Source organism: Nonomuraea antimicrobica, from assembly GCF_039536965.1.
Lineage (GTDB): Bacteria > Actinomycetota > Actinomycetes > Streptosporangiales > Streptosporangiaceae > Nonomuraea > Nonomuraea antimicrobica.
On record NZ_BAAAZP010000049.1, the window covers coordinates 223,005 to 243,971 of the forward strand.

Here is a 20,967-nt window from a genome sequence, read left to right on the forward strand (position 1 = left end):
CACCACGATCAGGCCGTCGTGGGGGCTACAGCCAGACCGTGGTCAGGCTGGCCCTCACAGGGCCACCCACAGCACTCCGCGAGCCGAGGACAGCGCCATATGCTGCACGGTATGGGTACGCCGTTGGGTGACTTCGTTCGAGCCAAGCGCGACAGCATCCAGCCGGACACGCTGGGGCTACCGGAGCACGGCCGCCGCCGGTCGCCCGGACTGCGACGCTCGGATCTGGCCGCGCGGGCCGGCGTCAGTGTCGAATACCTGACCCGCATCGAGCAGGGCCGTGACCGCAATCCTTCGATGCCGGTGGTGAACGCGCTCGCCGACGCGCTCAGTCTCGACCTCTCGGAGCGCAACCATCTGCGTTACCTTGCGAAGATCTCCAGTGGTGACTGTTCCGCTCGTACCCGGCTCGCACCGCCGCCCCGCGACGTCCGGCCGTCGGTCATGGAGACGCTCCGCCTCCTCGAACCGGGGATCGCGGTGGTGATGAACCGGCTCGGCGACGTCCTGGCCTACACCGGCGGCTACGAGGTGGTGATGGGCGAAACCGGGTTGCTCGACGCCGACCGGCCGAACCTCACCCGCTACGTCTTCACCGACCCCGGCGCCCGGACGTTCTTCGCCGACTGGGACGACATCGCGGACGAGCAAGCCTTCGACCTGTGGCTCGCACCCTCCATCGAGAACTCCGAGTGGCTCACCACAGAGCTCGCGCCCGTCGCAGGCCCCGACTTCACGCGACGCCTGAACCGTCACGTGATTCCGCAGCGCGGCGTTCTCCGGCTCAACCACCCGTCCGGGCACGAGCTTCGGCTGCTCCGCGAGACGCTCGAACTCTCCTCGGACGTACAGCAACTGGTCGTGTTCCTCCCCGCCGACGAAACGACGGCCCAGGGCATCGATGAACTGCGTCGCGGGCCCGCCGGACGACTCCGCGCGATCTCCTGACACACCCCGACCTTCGTCCGCTCCGCACAGCCGCCGGGCTGATGTCAGCCGATGAGGCGCCGGCGCCAGTCGATGGGGGCGATGGTGATGGCCTGGTCCGGCTCGCCGTTCCAATCGGTGGGGAGACCGGTCCGCTCCAGCGCGGCCACGATCTCACGGCCGATGGCCGCCGTGGTGGTCGGCGAGCCGTCGAAGCCGCCGTACAGGAGTGTCAGACCGTGTCCGGCCGCAGCGGCGTCCGTGCACTGGCTGTGGAAGAAGACGTAGCCTCGGGCGTCCGGGGTGCTGGCGCCGCCGATCTCTGTACGGCCGCACGTACCGCAGCAGGTGAAGTGCTCTTTCGCCGTGATGCCGCCGGTTTCCAGGGCCGTGAAGGCGCGGGTGAGCCGTTCGGGGTCGGTCTCGCCGTCCCAGGTGGCCTGTTCTTCGATCCGCTCCAGCCACAGCCGGTCGGCCAGTGCGCGGGCCTGTTCGGGGGAGACAGGTCGGCGATCGCCCGACGCCAGGTAATCCTCCGCGATCTCGGCCAGCTCCGCCCTGGTCGCGTACCCGCCTGTGATCACCTCGCGGATGCGCGCCTCAAGACGTGCACGATCGTCGGCTTCCAGGCTGAGCGGCGGAGGCGGCTCGGGCGCAGCCAGGTCCAACGGGGTCCAGGAGAGCATGGACCGCCAGCCGTCGTCCTGGCGCGCCCACGCGGACATGGCTGCGATCACTGGGTCGGGACTGTCGAGGATGACCTGGAAGTGCCGGTCGGCCCCGCCTTCACGATGCTCAATCGTGTAGTCGGCTCCGTCATGCCACACCTGCAGGAAAACGTCTGGCAGGTCGGGGATTCGCTGAAGGATCATGAACCTGTAGGTGTGCGGCCCCAGCCCGCCGACCAGTGCCGCGACGTCTTCCTCGCCTGCCCATACCAGTCGGCGACCGTCCTCGGTCACCACCGTGATCTCCAGCATGGCCCTCACCCTGGCACAGAACGCCGTGCGGGAGCGTCCCGAGGTGAGGGCCGTCACGTACGTCCGTCGTGGGGAACCCGCGGGTACGTGGTTCCGCATAGGGGAGGGACGTTCTGGTGCTTGTGTCGCGGGCTTGTCAGCCGCAGCCGCGGGGGCTGGGCTTGGCGGTCTTGCCGGCTGCCGCCACGGTCCGCGGCCCCACGTAGCCGCCCACGATCAGGCGGTCTCCGTAGACCTGTTCGGGGGTCGACAGCGTGGCGAGGAGGCGGGCCGCGCCGGTGGAGACGTTGAGGGCGTAGACGTACGAGCCGACGGGCTTGGTGGCCGCCTTGCCCGGACGCTCCCGTCCCGCCGCGGCGACGATCTCCTCGTCGTTGAGCCAGTCGATCACGTCGGCCTGGTAGACGTCGGCGGGCAGTCGCGGCTTGACCGTGGTCATCTTGCCCGTACGGGTGGAGAACGCGGCCAGCCACACGGGGGTCATGTCGGGACCGCAGGCGGGCGCCTGCTTGGGCACCAGGTTGGCGGCCCGGCCGTCGCGTGCGGCGAAGGCGCCCCAGATGAGGTGCTTGTGGGCGTGGGTCGGGATCTTGACGGTGGTGCCGCGAGTGCCGTCGACGGTGCGGAAGGCTCCGCGGTCCGAGAGGCCGGGGGGCTTGAGCAGGGTGAGGCGGCCCGTCTCCGGGTCGGCGTCCAGGAGGGTCCAGCCCTTCGGCAGGCGTCGTGTCGTCCCGGCCGTCACGTCGGCGAACGTGACCGAGGGGACGTCGGTGTCGGCCGGGGTGATGGCCAGCCCGCTGCCGTCGCGTACGAACCGCAGTGTGAACGGCGAGCCCACGGAGTCGCGCGGCACCCGGTAGGGGATCGTCCAGGTCTGGGCGGAAGCCAGGTCGCGGACCACGACGGCGTCGTCGGCGGCCCGCTGGTAGGCGATGCGCGTGCCGTCGGGGCTGATCGCGAGGGCGCCGGACTCGCCCAGTTCGTCAGGGTTCTTGCTCTTCTCCCAGCCCAGCGCGTCGGGGACGGTGAAGCGTTGCCCGTCGGCGGTGACCAGGCGCCAGCTCTGGCAGGGGCCCGAAGGGATGCTGTCGCGGTCCTTGGGGTTGACGCACAGGTAGGCGAACGTCGCTCGGCCCGCCCCCGAGTCGGGCAGCGCGGGCGGCGCGGCGCCTGTCGCGGCCGTCGCAGGCGACGCGGGTACGGCGGAGCCGAGCGCCGCCAGAGTGATCACCGATGCGGCCCGCAGGCAGGTGGTCAAGTTCATGATCTCCCCGTTTCGACGTGGTGATGGCCCTCGCTTTCCTGTTGGAGGGCGTATCGGCACGGAAAGTTCGCCACTGATGGCAGGCCGTTATATTGCCGTCACGATTTCCAGATAATTCCTGCGACAACTTCCGGGCCTTTCGTGGCGACTTTCCAGGGCCCATCGGCGCAGGAGGGTTTCATGCTCCGGTGAACGGTCGTGACTGCGAGGTGACGTGAAACCAGCGCCCGGCCGGGGGCAGCAGCATGAGGACGATGGCGACCAGCGGGAACCCCGCCACCACGACAATCATGTCGCGCCAGGTCAAGCCCGGATCCATCGCACGGAGCGCGAGGCCGCCCGCGATGTACGCCGTCTCGACGCCGACGATCAGCCGGCGCACCGCCCTCCGACGCGTGGACCAGCGGCTCAGCAGCCAGCCGACGGTGGACAGGCTCACGGCGGCGTAGCCGAGCGGGATCAGCAGCATCCAGTGGAACGTGGCGAAGAAGCCGCCGATCCCCGCGGCGAACCCCACGAGCCCGAAGGCCATCTGGAACGTCAGGACGTATTGAGCTGCTTTCACGGTGCCCGGCATTCGTGCGGAGGCCGTGGACGGGGGCGTCATGCCTTGATTATGGAGGACAGTCCGTTGAACCCGGAATGAACCGCCTCTGGCAAACAGGCGGCCATCCGAGGCGGCAGGTGGACACGGGGATTCAGAAACCGGATATTAGGGGGGAAGCGGAGGTGTTTTGATGCACGCACGCCTTGACCATCTCGTCTGTTGGGTTTCCGACCAACTCGTCTCCCTGCATTTCTATGAACGGGTGATCGGCCTGCCAGGGGTGCGGGCAGTGGAGTTCCGCGAGGGGAAGGCGCCCTTTCCCAGCGTGCGGATCTCGCCGGAGTGCGTCATCGACCTGATGACCTTCGAGTCGATGCGGGGCGTGGACGAGGGCACCGGAGTGCCGGGCAGCTCCGGGCATCCGCTCAACCATCTCTGCCTGGCGGTCGGCAAGGAGGATTTCGACGCCCTCCAGGTACGGCTGAAGCAGCACAAAGTGGAGATCACCGGCACCGGCACGAACTCGTTCGGGGCCCAGGGCATCGCGCCCGAGACTATTTACTTCCCCGATCCCGATGGGAACGTGATCGAGGTTCGATACTACGACTGAGCCGGGCCCGTACGGCGCGGCGGGCCATGGGCCCCCATGTCCTCCAGCGCCGTGACGAGCACGGCCGGCTCCTCCAGGGAGCGGGACGCGCGTACGAGGTGAGGAAGCGTACGCCGCCGGTGCTGGGACGGGTCTTGGGTGGCCTGCCAGAGGGCCTCCTGGTCGGCTCTGGTCAGGGTCTCGACGTAGAGGCGCACGTTCACCTCCTTGCTGGTTGAGTGAGTGCTCAACTGTTCTGAAGTGTCAGGGCGATCTGGTACACAGGCGGCATGGGTGTGACCGTCGATGAGTTCTTGGCGATGCTGGACGAGTTGCCCGAGGTCCGGTTGAGCCACGGGGGCGAGTGGGTCGGCCTCAAGGTGCGCGACAAGGGGTTCGCCTACCTGTGGGAGGCGACGGAGACCGTCGGGCTCAAGGCGACGATCGAGGAGCAGATCGCGCTGGTCAGTGAGCGGCCCGAGGTGTTCGAGGTGCAGTTCACGGCGGGGCGGTTCGGCTGGGTGGTGGTGCATCTCGACAAGATCGACTCGGATGAGCTGTTCGAGCTGGTGGCCGAGGCGTGGTGCCTGACCGCGCCCAAGCAGCTCGTGGCCGACTTCGAGGCCACCCACCCGATCGGGCAGAGGGTGCAGTCCGGGTAATCTCGGGCGTCGTGATTCCTGCGAACGTCCGGCTGCGGGAGTGGCGCGACGATGACGCCCCCGTCGTGCTCCACGCCTTCCAGTCGCCTGACCTGCGCCGGCAGGCACCCTGGCCCGTCGTGACGCTCAAGGACGCCTCCGGGTGGATCGCCTCCTGGTCCGGGGTGGGGCACGCGTTCGCGGTGACGGTCGGTGAAGCAGACGGGGCGCGGGTCGTTGGGAACGTCGCCGTGGCGCGGATCGACGATCACGGCAATGGGTGGGTCTCCTACTGGGTCGTTCCCGAGGCCAGGGGGAGAGGTGTCGCGGTGGCGGCCACCGAGTTGCTGGCCCGGTGGGCGTTCGAGGTGCGGGGGCTCTTCCGGCTCGAACTCGGGCACAGGACCGACAATCCCGCCTCGTGCAGGGTGGCGGTGAAGGCCGGGTTCCTGCCCGAGGGGGTCGAGCGGGGGAAGCTCTGTTACGAGGGTGTCCGCTACGACGTCGAACGGCACGCCCGCCTGGCCACCGACCCTCTGGCGCCACTGATCCCGCCCGATCGTCAAACGCCCGACCCTGGACCGGAGGGCCAGGGGTCGGGGTGATGCGGTTTGCCTGGCGAGGCTCGGGGTTGCTGAACTAACCTTTGCGGATGGACAGCGAGAGTCTGGCCGCGGCTGGGCTGCTGGCGGCACTGGGCCGGGCGTCGGAGACCCTCGCGGAGTTACATCACCCGTTCGTGCGCAGTGAGCGCTTCTCCCATTTCTTCCCGCCCGCGGGCGCGCGCGTGGGCGTCACGTTCGTCCTGCCGGACGGCCGCGAGGTCAGGTTCGAGGTCTCCATCGCCGCCTCCGGGGGCGCGTTCCACGTCGAGGGCGGGGTCGAGGCGGAGGGCGAGCCGCTGCTGGAGTTGCCGCGCAAGAGCCTGCCCGGCGTCCAGGACGCGCTGGCGGTGTTCGACGACTACGTGGGGGAGGTGGCGGCTCCGGCGACGCGGCTCATCGGCCAACTTCTGGAAGAATTGTCTGACAACTAGACGAGGAGTGTCTAATTGTCAGACAATGACGGCATGGGGAACGGACCTCTTGCCGTCATCGGCGCTGCTGTGCTCTGGGGGACCGCGGGCACGATCGGACTGCTGGTGTCCACCGGCTCCGCCTCCGACGCGACCGCCCTGGCCGCCGCCCGGCTGGTGATCGGAGGTGCGGCGCTCGCGTTCGTCGCCCGTAGGGGTCTCAGGCGCGTGATCAAGCCCGGCCTGCTGCTCGGCGCGGTGGCCGTGGCCGCGTACCAGCTCTGTTTCTTCGCCGCCGTGACGCGTACGGGGGTCGCCATCGGGTCCGTCGTCGCGATCGGCAGCGGGCCGGTCTTCACCGGGCTGCTCTCCTGGCTCATGCAGGGCCGCCGCCCCACCCGGCGCTGGACCCTGACCACCGCGGTCGCCATCTGCGGCTGCGCGGCGCTGATCGTGGGCGGCGGGGCCGAAGCGGGGACGCGGGCGGTGTCGGGCGTGCTGTTCGCCCTGCTGGGCGGGCTGGTGTACGCCTTCTACGCCGTCATGGCGGCCCGCGCGATCGGCCGCGGCGGCGACTCCGACGCGGTGATGGGGGTGATGTTCGGCGGCGCGGCGATCATCATGCTGCCCGTCCTGGCGCTGACCTGGCCCGGGTGGGCGGCCGAGCCGCGGGCCCTGCTCGTCGTGCTCTACCTGGGGCTCGGCACCACGGCCCTGGCCTACCTCCTGTACGGCCGGGGCCTGCGCACCACCCCCGTGGCCACGGCCGCCACGCTGGCCCTGACCGAGCCGGCCGTCGCCGCGCTGCTCGGCCTGGTCGTGCTGGGCGAACGGCTGTCCCCGGTCTCGATCGCCGGGCTGGTCCTGCTGGGGGCGAGCCTGCTGGCGGCGGCCGTACCCGAACGCGGGCCTGAGCCGAAGACCGAGGGGCCGGAACGCGCGGCGGATCAAGGGCCGGAAATGGAGCTAGAGTCGCAGCCGTGACGTTGCCGCTCAGACCCGTCTCCACCGTCGGCGCGCTCGCCGACGCCCTGCGCAGCAGGGTGTTGTCCGGCGAGATCGCGCCCGGCACCGCGCTGCCTGAGCAGGAGATCGCCGCGACGTACGGCGTGGCCAGGCCGACCGTGCGGGAGGCGCTGGCGAGCCTGGTCCACGAGGGGCTGCTCAGGCGCGAGCGCAACCGCAGCGCCTACGTCCCGGAGGTGACGCTCTCGGACCTCGAAGACCTCATGTACGTCCGCCGCCCCCTGGAGGACCTGATGGCCCGCGCCGTGGTCGGGCGGAGGGTGCCGGAGGCGGAGGCCGCGCTGCACCGGATGGCCGCCCTGCCCCCCGAGGCGCCGTGGTCGGAGACCGTGGCCGAGCACATGCTGCTGCACCAGGCGCTGATCGAGGCCGTCGGCAGCCCGCGGCTGGAGCGGCTCTACGGCACGCTGGCCGCCGAGACGCAGCTCGGGGTGGTGCGGCTGCGCGAGGTGTACAAGGACAGGGACGTGCTGATCCGCGAGCATCGGGAGCTGCTCGACGCCATCGCGAACGGCCCGGTCGAGGTCGCGCGGGCGGCGGTGGCGGCCCATCTCGGCCACTCGTGGGGCGGCGAGCACACTCAGCGGTGATCCCGGCGATCGGCGAGCCGTCCGGTGCGCTCATGCGCACCAATGCGCGCGAACCCTTGCGAGACAGCCCCAGAACTCGCAAGAATCGCGGCCATGCACGGCAATCCGATGCCGGACTCCTACGTGTATGTCACGGAAGAGGGCGTCACTCGTCACTATGCGGACGGGAGCGTCGAGGCCCTCGCCTGGGAGGACGTGGTGGAGGTCCGTGTCGTCACCGAAAGTGGCGAAGACGTCCTGTTCATCCTGCTCGACCGTGACGGCGAGGGCTGCGTCGTGCCCCGCTCGGCCACGGACGCCACGTTTCTCACCCGCCTGCGCTATCTGCCCGACTTCGACCTCGACCGGCTGGCCGTGGCGGCCGACTCGGCGCACGACGGGGTCGTGGTCGTCTGGCGCAGCCCCGATCCACCCTCGGCTCTCCCGGACCTGGAGTACGACTAGCCCCGTCACATAACGGCAACCAGCGGAAATGTCCCAGCAAATCTCCAGTTCCGCTGGCCCGTCGCTGCCACTTTTGGATCGTTCCGTCAAGCCCTATGACGCCTAACTATCGTCCGATTGTGGACAATTGACGATATTCCCCGGGATGGAATGGATCTTTACTCTTTAGTGGGGGCCGCCGCCCTTGTTGTGCGTGGGACTTGTCAACCCATGTGGTTCAAGGAACGTCAAGTTATCGCAGAACACAGAGTTGCCAGGGTGGTGCTATGAGGGTGGGGACTGGGGAGTCCACTGTCGTGCTCCTCGGGGCCGTGCCACGCCGTGCGTCCAGTATCTGGACGCGGGCGTACTTACGGCTCCTGTTATCCGGGGACACGTTATGCGCGCTGCTCGCATGCGTCTGCGTGCTGGGCATCCGGCTGATCGCCGGGGTGTACATACCGCTGGCGGAGTTCCTGCTGGGGTTCGGCCTGGTCGTGGCCTGGCCGGTCGCGCTCATGATGGGCGGGGCGTACCGGCAGCGGGCCAACGGTGAGGGGACAGAGGAGTTCAGGGCCGTCTTCAACGGCGGCGTCGGCCTGATGGCCACGGTCGCGATCATGGCGTACGCCACGCAGACCGCGATCGCACGGAGCTTCGTGATGGCGATGCTGCCGCTCGCGCTGCTGATCACGATCTACTACCGCTACCGCATGCGCAAGCGCCTCCACCGAAGGAGAGCGGTGGGCGAGTACATGCGCCAGGTGATAGCGGTCGGGCACCGGGAGTCGATCCTCGACCTGGTGGTGCAGTTCAGGCGTCAGCCGTACCACGGAATGCGGGTGGTGGGGGCCTGCCTTCCCGACACCGCGATCGACGTCGATCTCGACGGGATTCCGGTGCTGGGGTCGTTCGGCGACGTGGCGAGCGTGGTCGAGCGGTCGCAGGCCGACGCGGTGGCCGTGCTGGCCTGCCCGGAGCTGGACGGCGCGGCGCTGCGCCGGCTGGCCTGGAGCCTGGAGACCGCGCGTACCGATCTGTTCGTGGCGCCCGCGCTGCTCGACGTGGCGGGGCCGCGCATCAGCATCAGGCCGGTCGCGGGCATGCCACTGCTGCACGTGGAGCATCCCGAGTTCGACGGCGTGCGGCAGTTCGTGAAGACCGTGTTCGACCGGCTGGGCGCCGGGTTCGCGCTGTTGGTGCTGGCGCTGCCGCTGCTGGCGATCGCGCTGGTGATCCGTACGACGAGCGACGGCCCCGCGCTGTTCTTCCAGACGAGGGTCGGCAGGGACGGCAAGACCTTCCGTCTGGTGAAATTTCGTACGATGGTGGCCGATGCCGAACGGCTCAAAGGAGCACTCCTCGACTCGAACGAGTTCGACGGCGTGCTCTTCAAGATTAGGAACGATCCAAGGATCACTCGGGTAGGCGCTTTCCTGCGGAAATACTCCCTCGACGAGCTGCCCCAGCTCCTCAATGTCCTGCGCGGGGAGATGTCCCTCGTCGGCCCGCGCCCGCCGCTGCCGCAGGAGGTGGCCGAGTACGGCACGGACGTCCGCCGCCGCCTGGTGGTCAAGCCGGGCATGACCGGGCTGTGGCAGGTCAGCGGGCGCTCGGACCTGACGTGGGAGGAGTCCGTACGCCTCGACCTGCGCTACGTCGAGAACTGGTCGCTCATCCTCGACCTGCAGATCCTGTGGAAGACCTGGTCCGTCGTCACCCGTGGAGAAGGGGCGTACTAGAAGGTGAAGGCACTCGTGCTCGCGGGGGGTTCGGGCACCCGGCTACGGCCCATCACGCACACGTCGGCCAAGCAACTGGTCCCGGTCGCGAACAAACCGGTCCTGTTCTACGGCCTGGAGGCGATCGCGGAGGCGGGCATCACGGAGTTGGGCCTGGTGGTCGGGGACACGCAGGCGGAGATCGAGGCGGCCGTCGGTGACGGCTCGGCGTTCGGGCTGCAGGTGACGTACCTGCGGCAGGAGGCCCCGCTCGGGCTGGCCCACGGCGTGCTGATCGCCCGCGACTACCTGGGTGACGACGACTTCGTCATGTACCTGGGCGACAACTTCGTCGTGGGCGGCATCAGCGGCCTGGTGGACCGGTTCAAGCGGGAGCGGCCGGCCGCCCAGATCATGCTGACGAAGGTCGGCGACCCCCGGCAGTTCGGGGTCGCCGAGCTGGACTCCGAGGGACGCGTGATCGGCTTGGAGGAGAAGCCCGCGCGGCCCAAGAGCGATCTGGCGCTGGTCGGCGTCTACCTGTTCAGCCCGGCCGTGCACGCGGCGGTGGCGGAGCTCAAGCCGTCGTGGCGAGGCGAGCTGGAGATCACCGACGCGATCCAGTGGCTGATCGAGGCCGGGCTGCGCGTGGAGTCCTCGGTGATCTCCGGCTACTGGAAGGACACCGGCAACGTCACCGACATGCTGGAGGTCAACCGGCTGGTGCTGGAGTCGGTCGAGCCCAGGATCGACGGGCGGGTGGACGGCGCCAGCGAGCTGATCGGCCGGGTCGCGGTCGAGCCGGGGGCCGTGGTCGAGCGCTCCAGGATCGTCGGCCCGGCCGTCATCGGCGCGGACGCCCGGATCCAGGACAGCTACGTCGGCCCGTACACCTCCATCGGGGCCTCCTGTGCCGTCACGGGGAGCGAGATCGAGTACTCGATCGTGCTGCCCAGGGCCTCCATCGCCGGGGTCGGCCGGATCGAGTCGTCGCTGATCGGGCACGACGTCGAGGTCACCCCGGCGCCCAACACCCCCAAAGCCCACCGTCTCGTACTGGGCGATCACAGCAAGGTGCAGATCAGTTCATGACCAGAATTCTGGTGACAGGCGGGGCGGGATTCATCGGCTCCCACTTCGTCCGGAGCCTTCACGACGCCTACGTCACGGTCCTCGACAAGCTGACGTACGCGGGCAACCGGGCCAACCTCGACGGGGTCCGGCACGAGTTCGTGCACGGGGACATCTGCGACGCGGGGTTGCTGGCGAGCGTCGTCCCCGGGCACGACCTGGTGGTGAACTTCGCCGCCGAGACGCACGTGGACCGTTCGATCGAGGGCGCCGCCGAGTTCATGCGCACCAACGCGCTCGGCACTCAGACACTGCTCCAGGCGTGCCTGGACGCGGGCGTGCCGAAGGTGGTGCAGGTCTCGACCGACGAGGTGTACGGCTCGATCGACATCGGCTCGTGGGACGAGAACGCGCCGGTGCGCCCGCGCTCGCCGTACGCGGCCTCGAAGGCGAGCGGTGACCTGATCGCCCGCGCGTACGCGGTCACGTACGGGCTGAACGTCTCGATCACCCGCTGCGGCAACAACTACGGCCCCCGGCAGTACCCCGAGAAGATCATCCCGTTGTTCGTCACGAACCTGCTGCGCGGCAGGAAGGTCCCGCTGTACGGGGACGGCGGCAACGTTCGGGACTGGATCCACGTCGACGACCACTGCGCGGGCATCCGCCTGGTCGCCGAGCGGGGCGCGCCCGGCGAGGTCTACCACGTCGCGGGCACCGCCGAGCTGACGAACAAGCAGCTCACCAGCCTCCTCCTGGAAGCCTGCGGCCGGGACTGGGACATGGTGGAGCACGTCGCCGACCGCAAGGGCCACGACCGCAGGTACTCGCTGGACGACGCCAAGCTGCGGGGCCTCGGCTACCGGCCGGAGATCCCGTTCGAGCAGGGGCTGAAGGACACGGTCCGCTGGTACGCCGAGCACCGGGACTGGTGGCGGGGATGACCGTTCTGTCGTGCCGGGAGGCGTCGTGAGGTGGCTCATCACGGGGGCCGGCGGCATGCTGGCCGCCGACGTCCTCGACCGGACCGCGCTGACCGGCGAGCCGGTGCTCGCCCTCGGCCGGGGCGAGCTGGACGTGTGCGACAGGCGGGCGGTACGCGACTTCGTCTCCGCCTACCGGCCCAGGGCCGTGGTCAACTGCGCCGCCTGGACCGCCGTGGACGACGCCGAGACGCGCGAGGCCGAGGCGCTGGCGGTCAACGGGGACGCCGTGCGCTGGCTCGCCGAGGCGTGTGACCTGGTCGGGGCCCGGCTCCTGCACGTGTCCACCGACTACGTCTTCGACGGGACCGCGCCCGTGCCCTACCCCGAGGACGCGACGGCCGCGCCGGTGAACGCGTACGGCCGTACCAAGCTGGCCGGGGAGTCGGCGGCGCTGGAGCACGGGCACTACGTGGTGCGCAGCGCCTGGCTGTACGGCGCGCGGGGGCGGAACTTCGTGAAGACGATGATCAGGCTCGCGGGCGAGCGCGAGACCGTCGACGTGGTCGACGACCAGCGCGGCCAGCCGACGTGGGCGGCCGACCTGGCCGACTACCTGGTGCGGCTGGCGCAGTCCGACCTGCCGCCGGGCGTCTACCACGGCACCAGCGCCGGGGAGACGACGTGGTGCGGGCTGGCCAAGGAGATCTTCACGCTCCTGGGCCTCGACCCTGGCCGGGTACGCCCCGTGACCTCCGCGGACTTTCCCCGCCCGGCCCGTCGGCCGGCCAACAGCGTGCTCGCGCACACCCGGGGACAGCCGATCCGCCACTGGCGGCAGGCCCTGCACGCGGCCTGGCCGGTGCTGACACGTGAGCCGCAGTGCAGCGTCGTCTAGAGCAGCGTGGTCCAGAGCAGCGTTCAGAGGTTCGTCCGGATCGGGTGCTCGCGGGCGAGGGAACGGAGGGGCGCGGGCGGAGCCGGAGCCGGAGCCGGAGGAGGGGGGCGGGTGCCGTGATGTCGTGGCTGGCGGTCGTGGCGCTGGCCGGTTGGGTGGGGCTGCGGCTGCTCGGCTGGGAGCCGGCGTTCCTCTGGTCCCAGCTCGTCTCGTTCACCCCCTACGCGGCGGTCCTCTCCCTGGTGCCGTTGCCCGTCGCGGTCCTCACGCGCGACCGTCCGCTGCAGGTGGCCGCGCTGGTGGTGGCCGGGGCGTTCGCGACGGTCGTCCTGCCGCGGGCGCTGCCGGAGCGCAACCCGCCCGCCGCGGGCCCGGTCGTCCGGGTGCTGGCCGTCAACCTGCTGCACTCCTCCGTGCCTCCGTCGGCGCTGATGGCCGTGGTGGAGCGGGTCCGGCCGGACGTGCTGCACCTGCTGGAGTTCACCGACCGGATGCGGGAGCGGGTGGAGGGGCTCGGGCTGGGGCGGCTGTTGCCGTACGAGGTCGTGCTGCCGGGCAAGAACTCCGAGGGCGCGGCGATCTATTCGCGGTACCCGCTGCGGCCGTCGGAGACGCCGATCGAGGCCCCCGTCTTCAAGGGCAGCCCCCGCCACCTCCCGGCGGTGATCACCCTGCCGGGCGGGCGGGAGGCCGAGTTCGTGGCCGTTCACGCGTGCGCGCCCTCGGAGGGCTGGCGTACGGCGTGCTGGGCGTCGAGCATCCGGGCCCTGCCGCCCGCCGCGGAGCGTCCGCGCGTCCTGGCCGGTGACTTCAACTCCACCCTCGACCACGTGGTGCTGCGCGAACTGATCGCCACCGGCTACCGCGACGCGGCGGACGTCACCGGCAAAGGGCTGTCCATGACCTGGCCCTACTACGAGCAGCCGAGGTTGTTCCCGAAGGCGGCGATCGACCACGTGCTGGCCGATCGCCGGATCGCGATCCGCGGTTTCGAGACGGTGCCGCTGCCCCGTACGGACCACCGCGCGACGCTCACCGAGCTGGTTTTTCCGTGATGTCACGTTTCCGGAGTTGTGGGCGATATGCCTTGGACACCCAGGGGGACGAATGACGAGGTTACCCGAGCAGTCCTACAGGAAGACGGTGTTCGGCACCGTGCTGGACGCCCTCACCATGAGCCAGGTGATCGCGCGGTGCGTGGCGGCGGTCGCCGCGCACCAGCGGCTGACCATCGGCGTGGTGAACGCCGCCAAGGTCGTCAACATGCGTACGGACCTCGCGTTGCGCCAGTCGGTCCTCGACAGCGATCTCGTGCTGGCCGACGGGCAGTCGGTGGTCTGGGCCGCGCGGGTGCTCGGTCACCGGGTTCCCGAGCGGGTGGCGGGGATCGACCTGTTCACGGAGCTGATGGCGGAGGGCGGCAGGCGCGGGTACCGGGCGTACTTCCTCGGCGCGACCGAGGAGGTGCTGGTCCGCCTGCTGGCGGAGGTACGGCTGCGCTATCCAGGGCTGGCCGTCGCCGGCTCGCGTGACGGCTACTTCACCGTGGAGGAGTCGGCCGAGGTCGCCGCGGAGATCGCCGCCTCCGGAGCCGAGCTGTTGTTCCTGGGCATCACCTCGCCGAAGAAGGAGATCTTCATCCGCGAGTGGGGCGAGAGCACCCGGGCGCGGATCGTCCACGGCGTGGGCGGCTCGTTCGACGTGCTCGCGGGGCGTACCCGCAGGGCGCCGCTGCGCTGGCAGCGGCTGGGCCTGGAATGGCTCTACCGCGCGTTGCAGGAGCCGCTGCGGCTCGGTCCCCGGTACGCGCGGACCAACGGCAGATTCCTGCTCCTGGTGGTCAGGGAGTGGGCCGGTGTCAGACGCAAGATCGAGGAGACGACGTGACGGATCACCGGATCGCTCTGCTGAGCTCCGGACACCAGGACTTCGTGACGAGGATGCTGGACCTCGCCGTACGCGGGCTGCCGCCCGGCTACGCCGACGGCGGGTTCGTGTTCACCCGCCGCGCCCGCAGGGACGCCGGCGGCGAGTGGACCGCGGTGCCGGAAGGCCGCAGCATCCGCTACTCGGCGATCGTCGCGCTCGGCGTGGCGACGCTGGACGAGTCGCGGCAGCGGGCGGCGCTGGCCGGTGACGGCCTCCTCGACCTGGTGGGCCATCTGGTCAAACGGCTGCCGGAGGTGACAGGGCCCGGCGACGCCGCGTTGATCTGCTGGGCGGCGGCGCAGGCCGGGCACGCGGACGTCGACCTCGCGCTGAGCCGCCTGGCGGAGCTGGACACGGGTCCCCAGATCTACACGGTCGAGGCGGCGTGGGTGCTGGCCGCGCTGGTCGCGTCCGGGGTGACGGACGGCAGGACCGAGCGCGCCAGGGAGCGGCTGCTCGGCGGGCTGGCGGGCAACCGGCTCTACCCGCACGCGCTCGGGCAGGGGCCGCTGGTGCCGCGCTATCGCGCCCACGTGGGCTGCTTCGCCGACCAGGTCTATCCGCTGCAGGCGCTGGCCAGGCTGCACGCCGCGGTCGGCGACGAGGAGGCGTTGCGCGCGGCCGAGCGGGTGGCCACGGGGATCTGCCAGGCGCAGGGCCCGTACGGGGAGTGGTGGTGGCACTACGACGCCCGCAGCGGTGCGGTGGTCGAGGGCTATCCGGTCTACAGCGTCCACCAGCTCTCGATGGCGCCGATGGCGCTGCTCGACCTGGCCGAGGCGGGCGGCGCCGCGCACGTGGCGGAGATCGCCAAGGGGCTCGACTGGATGATCGAGCGGCCCGCGTTCGTGCGGGACGACCTGGCCCTGACGTGGCGCAAGGAGGCCAGGGCCGATCCCCGTAAGATCGTCCGCGGTCTGCGGGCGGCGGCGACGGGGGTGCACCAGGGGATGCGGCTCGGCGTGCTGGACCGGATCTATCCGCCGGTCGCCGTGGACCGGGAGTGCCGGCCGTACGAACTGGGCTGGTTGTTGTACGCGTGGCTGGCCAGATGCGGACAGCCCTCGTGACTTCCGGCTGAATCGGTGCGATAGATCGAGTCCAGGGCTCGGGGGAGTATCGGCTCTTGAGGGGGTTCCCGTGTTGAGACGGCTTCGCCGTGCGCTCTTATCCGTTCTGCTGCTCACCACCGGTCTGGCCGTCGTCGCGCCGTCCGCCGCGCAGGCGCTGCCGGGCAGCTTCCAGAGACAGGTCGTCTTCAGCGGGCTGACCAACCCGTCCAACATCGAGTTCGCCTCGGACGGCCGGGTGTTCATCGCGGAGAAGAGCGGGCTGATCAAGGTCTTCGACTCCATGACCGACACCACGCCGACGGTCTACGCGGACCTGCGCACGCAGGTCCACAACTTCTGGGACCGGGGGCTGCTCGGCCTGGCCCTGCACCCCGACTTCCCCGCCGACCCGCGCGTCTACGTCCTGTACGCCTACGACGCCGTGCCCGGCGGCACCGCGCCGCGCTGGGGCACGCCGGGCGCGACCGCCGACCCCTGCCCGACGCCGCCCGGCCCGACCGGCGACGGCTGCCTCGTCACCGGGCGCCTGTCGGTGCTGGCACCCTCGGGCGGCGGCCAGATCACCGAGACCCCGCTGATCACCGACTGGTGCCAGCAGCATCCCAGCCACTCCGTCGGAGACCTCAAGTTCGGCCCCGACGGCATGCTCTACGCCACTGGCGGCGACGGCGCCAGCTTCAACTTCGCCGACTACGGCCAGGACAACCTGACCAGCTCCGACATCACCCCCGACAACCCGTGCGGCGACCCGCCCTCGCCGGTCGGCACCGCGCTGACGCCCCCGGCCGCCCAGGGCGGCGCGCTGCGCTCGCAGGACCTGCGCACCTCCGGCGACCCGGCGGCGCTCAACGGCACCACCATCAGGATCCACCCGGACACCGGCGCCGCCGCCCCCGGCAACCCGAACGCCGGCAGTAGCGACCCCAACGTGGCCAGGATCATCGCCTACGGGCAGCGCAACCCGTTCCGCTTCGCCATCCGGCCGGGCACCAGCGAGGTGTGGGCCGGTGAGGTCGGCTGGAACACCTGGGAGGAGATCAACCGGGTCGCCGACCCCACCGGCTCCGTGGCCAACTTCGGCTGGCCCTGCTACGAGGGCTCCGGGCGGCAGGGCGGCTACGACAACCTCAACCTGACCCTCTGCGAGAACCTGTACGCCGCCGGGCCCGGCGCGCACACGCAGCCGTACTTCGCCTGGAACCACGGCTCCAGGCCGGCGCCGAACGACCCCTGCCCGTCGGGCGGCTCCTCCTCCAGCGGCGTGGCCTTCTACACCGGCGGCTCTTACCCCGACTCCTACGACGGCGCGATGTTCTTCTCGGACTACAGCCGGTCGTGCGTCTGGGTCATGACCAAGGGCGCGAACGGCCTGCCCGACCCGGCGACCGTCACCACGTTCGACTCGGGCATCCCCGCCGTCGAGGTGCAGACCGGCCCCGGCGGCGACCTCTTCGCGGTCGACTACGCGGGCGGCCGGATCGTCCGCTACCTCTACGACAACAACCCGCCGAGCGCGGTCATCGGCGCGAGCGCCACGTCCGGCGCCGCGCCGCTCGCGGTCGACTTCACCGCCGCGGGCTCCTCGGACGCCGACTCCGACCCGCTGACCTTCCGGTGGGACCTGGACGGCGACGGCGACTTCGACGACTCCACCTCGGCCACTCCGTCCTTCACCTACACCCAGCCGGGCTCGTACGTGGTGAAGCTGCGTGCCGACGACGGGCGCGGCGGCCAGGGAGACGCCACCGTCACGATCAACGTGGGCAACACGGCCCCGACCGCGGCCATCGTCTCCCCGGCCACCTCCCTGACCTGGGCGGTCGGGGACACGATCACGTTCTCCGGCACCGGCACGGACGCCCAGGACGGAACGATCCCGGGCTCACGGATGTCGTGGCGGCTGATCCTGCACCACTGCCCCGGCACCTGCCACGAGCACGAGATCACCACGTTCACCGGCACGAGCGGCTCCTTCGCGCCGCCTGACCACGAGTACCCCTCGCACCTGGAGCTGCGGCTGACCGTGACGGACGCGCACGGCCTGACCGACACCGAGAGCGTGATCCTCCAGCCCAAGACGGTGAACCTGACCTTCCAGACCGTGCCGGCCGGGCTGCGGCTCGGCTTCAACGGCGAGCAGACCATCGCGCCCTTCACGCGTACGGTGATCGTGGGCTCGCACAACTCGGTCTCGGCGCCGTCGCCGCAGAGCGCGGACGGGTTCAGCCACACGCTGACCTCCTGGTCCGACGGCGGCGCGGCCAGTCACAACGTCACCGCGCCCGCCACCGCGACCACCTACACCGCCACCTACCAGCGCTCGCAGGCGCCGGACGGGCTGGTGGCCGCGTACGCGATGGACGAGGGCGGCGGCACGGCCGTCGGCGACGCCTCGGGCCACGGCAACGCCGGCACGGCGGCGAACACGGCGTGGACCGTGACCGGCAAGTACGGTCAGGCGTTGTCGTTCAACGGGACGTCGAGCTGGGTGACGGTGGCGGATTCGGGTTCGTTGCGGTTGACGGACGGGATGACGGTGGAGGCGTGGGTGCGTCCGTCGAGTGTGACGGGGTGGCGGACGGTGGTGATGAAGGAGTTCGGGGCTGATCTGGCGTACGCGATCATGGGGAGCGGGAGCAGCGGTCCTGGGGCGTTCATCCACACCACCTCGGGCGCCAACGCGCCGGCTTCCGCCAATCTGCCGCTGAACACCTGGAGCCATGTGGCGGCCACGTACGACGGGTCGACGTTGCGGATGTTCGTGAACGGCGCACAGGTGGCCACCAACCCCACGACCGGTGCCCTGCGGACCGGGACCAGCCCGTTGCGGATCGGCGGCAACAGCGGCTCGGGCGAGTATTTCAGCGGCCTCATCGACGAGGTACGGATCTACAACAAGGCGCTCACCCCCGCCCAGATCGCCACCGACATGAACACGCCCGTCGGCCAGCAGGGGCCGCCCGACACCCAGCCGCCCACCGCGCCGGGCTCGCTCGTGGCGACCGGCGGCCAGGGCAGCGCCCAGCTCACCTGGACGGCCGCCACCGACGACGTGGGCGTGACCGGGTACACCGTCCACCGCTCCGCCACCGCCGGGTTCACCCCGTCGGGGGCCAACCAGGTGGGCTCGACCGCGGGCACGGCGTTCACCGACTCGGGCGTCGAGCCGGGCACGTACCACTACCGCGTCGTGGCCTTCGACGGGTCCAGCAACACCGGCCCGCCGTCCGGCGAGGCGTCGGCGGTGGTGACCCAGGCGCCCACGGTCACCGGGCTGGTGGCCGCGTACGGCATGGACGCGGGCACGGGCGCCGCCGTCGCCGACGCCTCGGGGAACGGCAACGACGGCACGGCCGCCGCGACGACCTGGGCGAGCGGGAAGTACGGTCAGGCGTTGTCGTTCAACGGGACGTCGAGTTGGGTGACGGTGGCGGATTCGGGTTCGTTGCGGTTGACGGACGGGATGACGCTGATGGCGTGGGTGCGTCCGTCGAGTGTGACGGGGTGGCGGACGGTGGTGATGAAGGAGTTCGGGGCTGATCTGGCGTACGCGATCATGGGGAGCGGGAGCAGCGGTCCAGGGGCGTTCATCCACACGTCGTCGGGGGCCAACGCGCCCGCTCCCGCCAATCTGCCGCTGGACGCCTGGAGTCATGTGGCGGCCACATATGACGGGGCCACGTTGCGGATGTTCGTGAACGGCGCTCAGGTGGCGACGAATCCGACGGGTGGTGATCTGCGTACGGGGACGAGTCCGTTGCGGATCGGCGGCAACAGTGGCTCGGGCGAGTACTTCAGCGGCCTCATCGACGAGGTACGGGTCTACAACAAGGCGCTCACCCCCGCCCAGATCACCACAGACATGAACACCCCTGTCGGTTAACCCCGGCTGCTCTCGTCACGCAGCCAGGTGGTGTAGTCGCCCGCGCGGATCGCGCGGGCGGCTCTCCGCCTGGCCAGCACGGCGACCGCGGCGAAGACGGCCGCCGCGCCCACCAGGCGCGGCTCCCTGGCCACGATGGCCAGCAGGTCGCGCGCCCCCGTTCGCTCCCCGGCCGTGGCCGTGCTCTGCTCCAGCTCGCTCACGCTGGTCATCGCGCGTACGCGGCGGCGGAGCAGGTCGGCGAACGTCCGCGGGGTCTGGATCACCGCCCGCGCCCCGGTCACGACCGCGCGCTCCCCGGCCGAGAACGCGAGCGAGGCGGCCAGGTCGTCGGCCATCGCCGGGGGCAGGGCACGGATGCGCGCGTTGCCCGCGTCGTTCACCGCGATGACGCCGCGGCCGAACAGTCCGGCGCGCACGTGGGGGAGTCGCGTCCAGATCGCGTAGTAGGCGCGGATCGGCCACGGGCGGCCGGCCAGCGCCAGCTCCCGTTCCGGTGCGGCGGCCAGCGGCCCGCCGGGCGCGGCCAGCACGGCCGTGAGCGCGCGAGCGGAGTCGGTGCTCAGCTCGATGTCGGCGTCCACGTACAGGCGGGGGTACCCGCGGGCCGCCGCGTCGCCCATGCGTAACGCCTCGCGCTTGGAGGGGACGGGGGTGGTCAGGACGCGCACGGCGTACGAGCCGGCCACCCCGGCGGTGTCGTCGGTGCAGCCGTTGGCCACGACCACGACGTCGAACTCGCCCGGCGCCGCCTCGCGGAGCAGCCCGTCGAGCAGGCGGCCGATCACCTTGGCCTCGTTGTGGGCCGGAATCACGACGCTCACCACGTCGGCAACAGCCCCGCGTCGAGCGCCTGCTGGAGCGTGGGCGCTGCGGCGTCCTTGGCCGACAGGACGGGCTCGCCGTCGAGCGGCCATTCGATGGCGAGGTCGGGGTCGAGCGGGTGCACGCCGTGCTCGCGCGCCGGGTCGTACGCGGTGGAGCAGAGGTAAACGACCGTGGCCGACTCGCTCAGCGCCAGGAAGCCGTGGCCCAGCCCTTCGGCGAGGTAGAGCCCGCAGCGCGCCGAGTCGTCCAGCCGCACCGCCTCCCACCGGCCGAAGGTGGGCGAGCCCACGCGCAGGTCCACGGCGACGTCGAGCACCGCCCCCGAGACGCACATGACGTATTTGGCCTGGCCAGGCGGCACGTCGGCGAAGTGCAGGCCGCGCAGCACGCCGCGCCGGGAGATCGAGCAGTTGACCTGGGCCAGCTCCATCGAGTGTCCGAGCGCCTCCCGCAGGTCGGCGGCGCGGAAGCCTTCCAGGAAATCGCCCCGCGGATCGCTGTGGATGCGGGGGGTGTAGAGCAGTGCTCCATCGATGCTCAGGCGTTTCATGAAGATACTTGTAACACTCATTGGTGCTCGCCCGAAGTATGGCTGGGAGTGGCCAAAGGGGGAAATCTTGTTATTTTCGGGCGAGGTTC

General features: G+C 70.6%; 22 protein-coding genes. 16 read left to right on the top strand and 6 right to left on the bottom strand.

The genetic code is table 11. The annotated features are described in order from the left end of the window. The first annotated feature begins 111 nt into the window (after positions 1–111). Complete coding sequence (locus tag ABD844_RS14295; protein ID WP_344876921.1) at positions 112–948, top strand: helix-turn-helix domain-containing protein; 837 nt, start codon at positions 112–114, stop codon at positions 946–948. Between the two features lie 44 nt (positions 949–992). On the opposite strand, the gene ABD844_RS14300 is transcribed toward ABD844_RS14295, so the two are convergent. The 3 genes from ABD844_RS14300 to ABD844_RS14310 all read right to left on the bottom strand — a co-directional run bounded on the left by ABD844_RS14300 (position 993) and on the right by ABD844_RS14310 (position 3,778). Then, positions 993–1,907 (bottom strand): DUF6891 domain-containing protein, encoded by a 915-nt coding sequence (locus ABD844_RS14300; protein ID WP_344876923.1) that lies wholly within the window; start codon positions 1,905–1,907, stop codon positions 993–995. Positions 1,908–2,043: 136 nt separating this feature from the next. Continuing rightward, positions 2,044–3,171 carry a hypothetical protein gene (locus tag ABD844_RS14305; RefSeq protein WP_344876925.1) on the bottom strand — a complete coding sequence of 376 codons (1,128 nt, stop codon included), beginning with the start codon at positions 3,169–3,171 and terminating at the stop codon, positions 2,044–2,046. A gap of 178 nt (positions 3,172–3,349) precedes the next feature. Beyond that, positions 3,350–3,778, bottom strand: coding sequence for a hypothetical protein (locus tag ABD844_RS14310; RefSeq protein WP_344876927.1), 429 nt, complete (start codon positions 3,776–3,778; stop codon positions 3,350–3,352). Between the two features lie 130 nt (positions 3,779–3,908). Between ABD844_RS14310 and ABD844_RS14315 the strand changes: the two genes are divergently transcribed. Continuing rightward, complete coding sequence (locus ABD844_RS14315) at positions 3,909–4,328, top strand: VOC family protein (protein WP_344876929.1); 420 nt, start codon at positions 3,909–3,911, stop codon at positions 4,326–4,328. Here the strand turns inward: ABD844_RS14315 and ABD844_RS14320 are convergent. After that, positions 4,319–4,525, bottom strand: coding sequence for a hypothetical protein (locus tag ABD844_RS14320; protein ID WP_344876931.1), 207 nt, complete (start codon positions 4,523–4,525; stop codon positions 4,319–4,321). The genes ABD844_RS14315 and ABD844_RS14320 overlap by 10 nt on opposite strands. Positions 4,526–4,597: 72 nt before the next feature. Here ABD844_RS14320 and ABD844_RS14325 point away from each other — a divergent pair, with 72 nt between their 5' ends. The 14 genes from ABD844_RS14325 to ABD844_RS14390 all read left to right on the top strand — a co-directional run bounded on the left by ABD844_RS14325 (position 4,598) and on the right by ABD844_RS14390 (position 19,500). Next, positions 4,598–4,969 (top strand): MmcQ/YjbR family DNA-binding protein, encoded by a 372-nt coding sequence (locus tag ABD844_RS14325; protein ID WP_344876933.1) that lies wholly within the window; start codon positions 4,598–4,600, stop codon positions 4,967–4,969. A gap of 11 nt (positions 4,970–4,980) precedes the next feature. After that, positions 4,981–5,553, top strand: coding sequence for a GNAT family N-acetyltransferase (locus tag ABD844_RS14330; RefSeq protein ID WP_344876935.1), 573 nt, complete (start codon positions 4,981–4,983; stop codon positions 5,551–5,553). A gap of 47 nt (positions 5,554–5,600) precedes the next feature. Beyond that, the gene (locus tag ABD844_RS14335) at positions 5,601–5,984 is read left to right on the top strand and encodes a hypothetical protein (protein WP_344876937.1); all 384 of its coding nucleotides are present in this window, start codon (positions 5,601–5,603) and stop codon (positions 5,982–5,984) included. 33 nt (positions 5,985–6,017) lie between these two features. Further along, the gene (locus ABD844_RS14340; protein ID WP_344876939.1) at positions 6,018–6,947 is read left to right on the top strand and encodes a DMT family transporter; all 930 of its coding nucleotides are present in this window, start codon (positions 6,018–6,020) and stop codon (positions 6,945–6,947) included. Continuing rightward, positions 6,944–7,579: a GntR family transcriptional regulator gene (locus tag ABD844_RS14345; protein ID WP_344876941.1), complete on the top strand. Its 636-nt coding sequence runs from the start codon at positions 6,944–6,946 to the stop codon at positions 7,577–7,579. The genes ABD844_RS14340 and ABD844_RS14345 overlap by 4 nt, the downstream gene beginning before the upstream one ends. 93 nt (positions 7,580–7,672) lie before the next feature. After that, complete coding sequence (locus tag ABD844_RS14350) at positions 7,673–8,023, top strand: hypothetical protein (protein ID WP_344876943.1); 351 nt, start codon at positions 7,673–7,675, stop codon at positions 8,021–8,023. A gap of 266 nt (positions 8,024–8,289) precedes the next feature. After that, positions 8,290–9,744, top strand: a complete 1,455-nt coding sequence (locus ABD844_RS14355) for a sugar transferase (RefSeq protein WP_344876945.1) — start codon at positions 8,290–8,292, stop codon at positions 9,742–9,744. A gap of 3 nt (positions 9,745–9,747) precedes the next feature. Then, complete coding sequence (locus ABD844_RS14360; RefSeq protein ID WP_344876947.1) at positions 9,748–10,815, top strand: glucose-1-phosphate thymidylyltransferase; 1,068 nt, start codon at positions 9,748–9,750, stop codon at positions 10,813–10,815. Continuing rightward, the gene (gene rfbB / locus ABD844_RS14365; protein WP_344876949.1) at positions 10,812–11,738 is read left to right on the top strand and encodes a dTDP-glucose 4,6-dehydratase; all 927 of its coding nucleotides are present in this window, start codon (positions 10,812–10,814) and stop codon (positions 11,736–11,738) included. The genes ABD844_RS14360 and rfbB overlap by 4 nt, the downstream gene beginning before the upstream one ends. Before the next feature lie 25 nt (positions 11,739–11,763). Then, positions 11,764–12,615, top strand: coding sequence for a dTDP-4-dehydrorhamnose reductase (rfbD, locus tag ABD844_RS14370; RefSeq protein WP_344876951.1), 852 nt, complete (start codon positions 11,764–11,766; stop codon positions 12,613–12,615). Positions 12,616–12,734: 119 nt separating this feature from the next. After that, complete coding sequence (locus ABD844_RS14375; RefSeq protein ID WP_344876953.1) at positions 12,735–13,670, top strand: endonuclease/exonuclease/phosphatase family protein; 936 nt, start codon at positions 12,735–12,737, stop codon at positions 13,668–13,670. A 52-nt stretch (positions 13,671–13,722) separates the two neighbouring features. After that, positions 13,723–14,502, top strand: a complete 780-nt coding sequence (locus ABD844_RS14380) for a WecB/TagA/CpsF family glycosyltransferase (protein WP_344876956.1) — start codon at positions 13,723–13,725, stop codon at positions 14,500–14,502. Beyond that, on the top strand, positions 14,499–15,614 hold the full coding sequence (locus ABD844_RS14385; RefSeq protein WP_344876958.1) for a hypothetical protein: 1,116 nt from the start codon (positions 14,499–14,501) through the stop codon (positions 15,612–15,614). The genes ABD844_RS14380 and ABD844_RS14385 overlap by 4 nt, the downstream gene beginning before the upstream one ends. Positions 15,615–15,684: 70 nt before the next feature. Beyond that, positions 15,685–19,500: a LamG-like jellyroll fold domain-containing protein gene (locus ABD844_RS14390; protein ID WP_344876960.1), complete on the top strand. Its 3,816-nt coding sequence runs from the start codon at positions 15,685–15,687 to the stop codon at positions 19,498–19,500. Here ABD844_RS14390 and ABD844_RS14395 read toward each other — a convergent pair. Both ABD844_RS14395 and rfbC read right to left on the bottom strand, forming a co-directional pair. Continuing rightward, positions 19,497–20,315 carry a glycosyltransferase gene (locus ABD844_RS14395; RefSeq protein WP_344876962.1) on the bottom strand — a complete coding sequence of 273 codons (819 nt, stop codon included), beginning with the start codon at positions 20,313–20,315 and terminating at the stop codon, positions 19,497–19,499. The genes ABD844_RS14390 and ABD844_RS14395 overlap by 4 nt on opposite strands. Before the next feature lie 5 nt (positions 20,316–20,320). Next, on the bottom strand, positions 20,321–20,878 hold the full coding sequence (gene rfbC, locus ABD844_RS14400) for a dTDP-4-dehydrorhamnose 3,5-epimerase (RefSeq protein WP_344876964.1): 558 nt from the start codon (positions 20,876–20,878) through the stop codon (positions 20,321–20,323). Between the last annotated feature and the right edge of the window lie 89 nt (positions 20,879–20,967).

Excerpts from the sequence above, each read along its gene's own strand:
- ABD844_RS14295 (WP_344876921.1), top strand. The coding sequence starts at position 112 with ATGGGTACGCCGTTGGGTGACTTCGTTCGAGCCAAGCGCGACAGCATC.
- ABD844_RS14300 (WP_344876923.1), bottom strand. The coding sequence starts at position 1,907 with ATGCTGGAGATCACGGTGGTGACCGAGGACGGTCGCCGACTGGTATGG.
- ABD844_RS14305 (WP_344876925.1), bottom strand. The coding sequence starts at position 3,171 with ATGAACTTGACCACCTGCCTGCGGGCCGCATCGGTGATCACTCTGGCG.
- ABD844_RS14310 (WP_344876927.1), bottom strand. The coding sequence starts at position 3,778 with ATGACGCCCCCGTCCACGGCCTCCGCACGAATGCCGGGCACCGTGAAA.
- ABD844_RS14315 (WP_344876929.1), top strand. The coding sequence starts at position 3,909 with ATGCACGCACGCCTTGACCATCTCGTCTGTTGGGTTTCCGACCAACTC.
- ABD844_RS14325 (WP_344876933.1), top strand. The coding sequence starts at position 4,598 with ATGGGTGTGACCGTCGATGAGTTCTTGGCGATGCTGGACGAGTTGCCC.
- ABD844_RS14335 (WP_344876937.1), top strand. The coding sequence starts at position 5,601 with ATGGACAGCGAGAGTCTGGCCGCGGCTGGGCTGCTGGCGGCACTGGGC.
- ABD844_RS14340 (WP_344876939.1), top strand. The coding sequence starts at position 6,018 with ATGGGGAACGGACCTCTTGCCGTCATCGGCGCTGCTGTGCTCTGGGGG.
- ABD844_RS14350 (WP_344876943.1), top strand. The coding sequence starts at position 7,673 with ATGCACGGCAATCCGATGCCGGACTCCTACGTGTATGTCACGGAAGAG.
- ABD844_RS14355 (WP_344876945.1), top strand. The coding sequence starts at position 8,290 with ATGAGGGTGGGGACTGGGGAGTCCACTGTCGTGCTCCTCGGGGCCGTG.
- rfbB (WP_344876949.1), top strand. The coding sequence starts at position 10,812 with ATGACCAGAATTCTGGTGACAGGCGGGGCGGGATTCATCGGCTCCCAC.
- ABD844_RS14375 (WP_344876953.1), top strand. The coding sequence starts at position 12,735 with ATGTCGTGGCTGGCGGTCGTGGCGCTGGCCGGTTGGGTGGGGCTGCGG.
- ABD844_RS14380 (WP_344876956.1), top strand. The coding sequence starts at position 13,723 with ATGACGAGGTTACCCGAGCAGTCCTACAGGAAGACGGTGTTCGGCACC.
- rfbC (WP_344876964.1), bottom strand. The coding sequence starts at position 20,878 with ATGAAACGCCTGAGCATCGATGGAGCACTGCTCTACACCCCCCGCATC.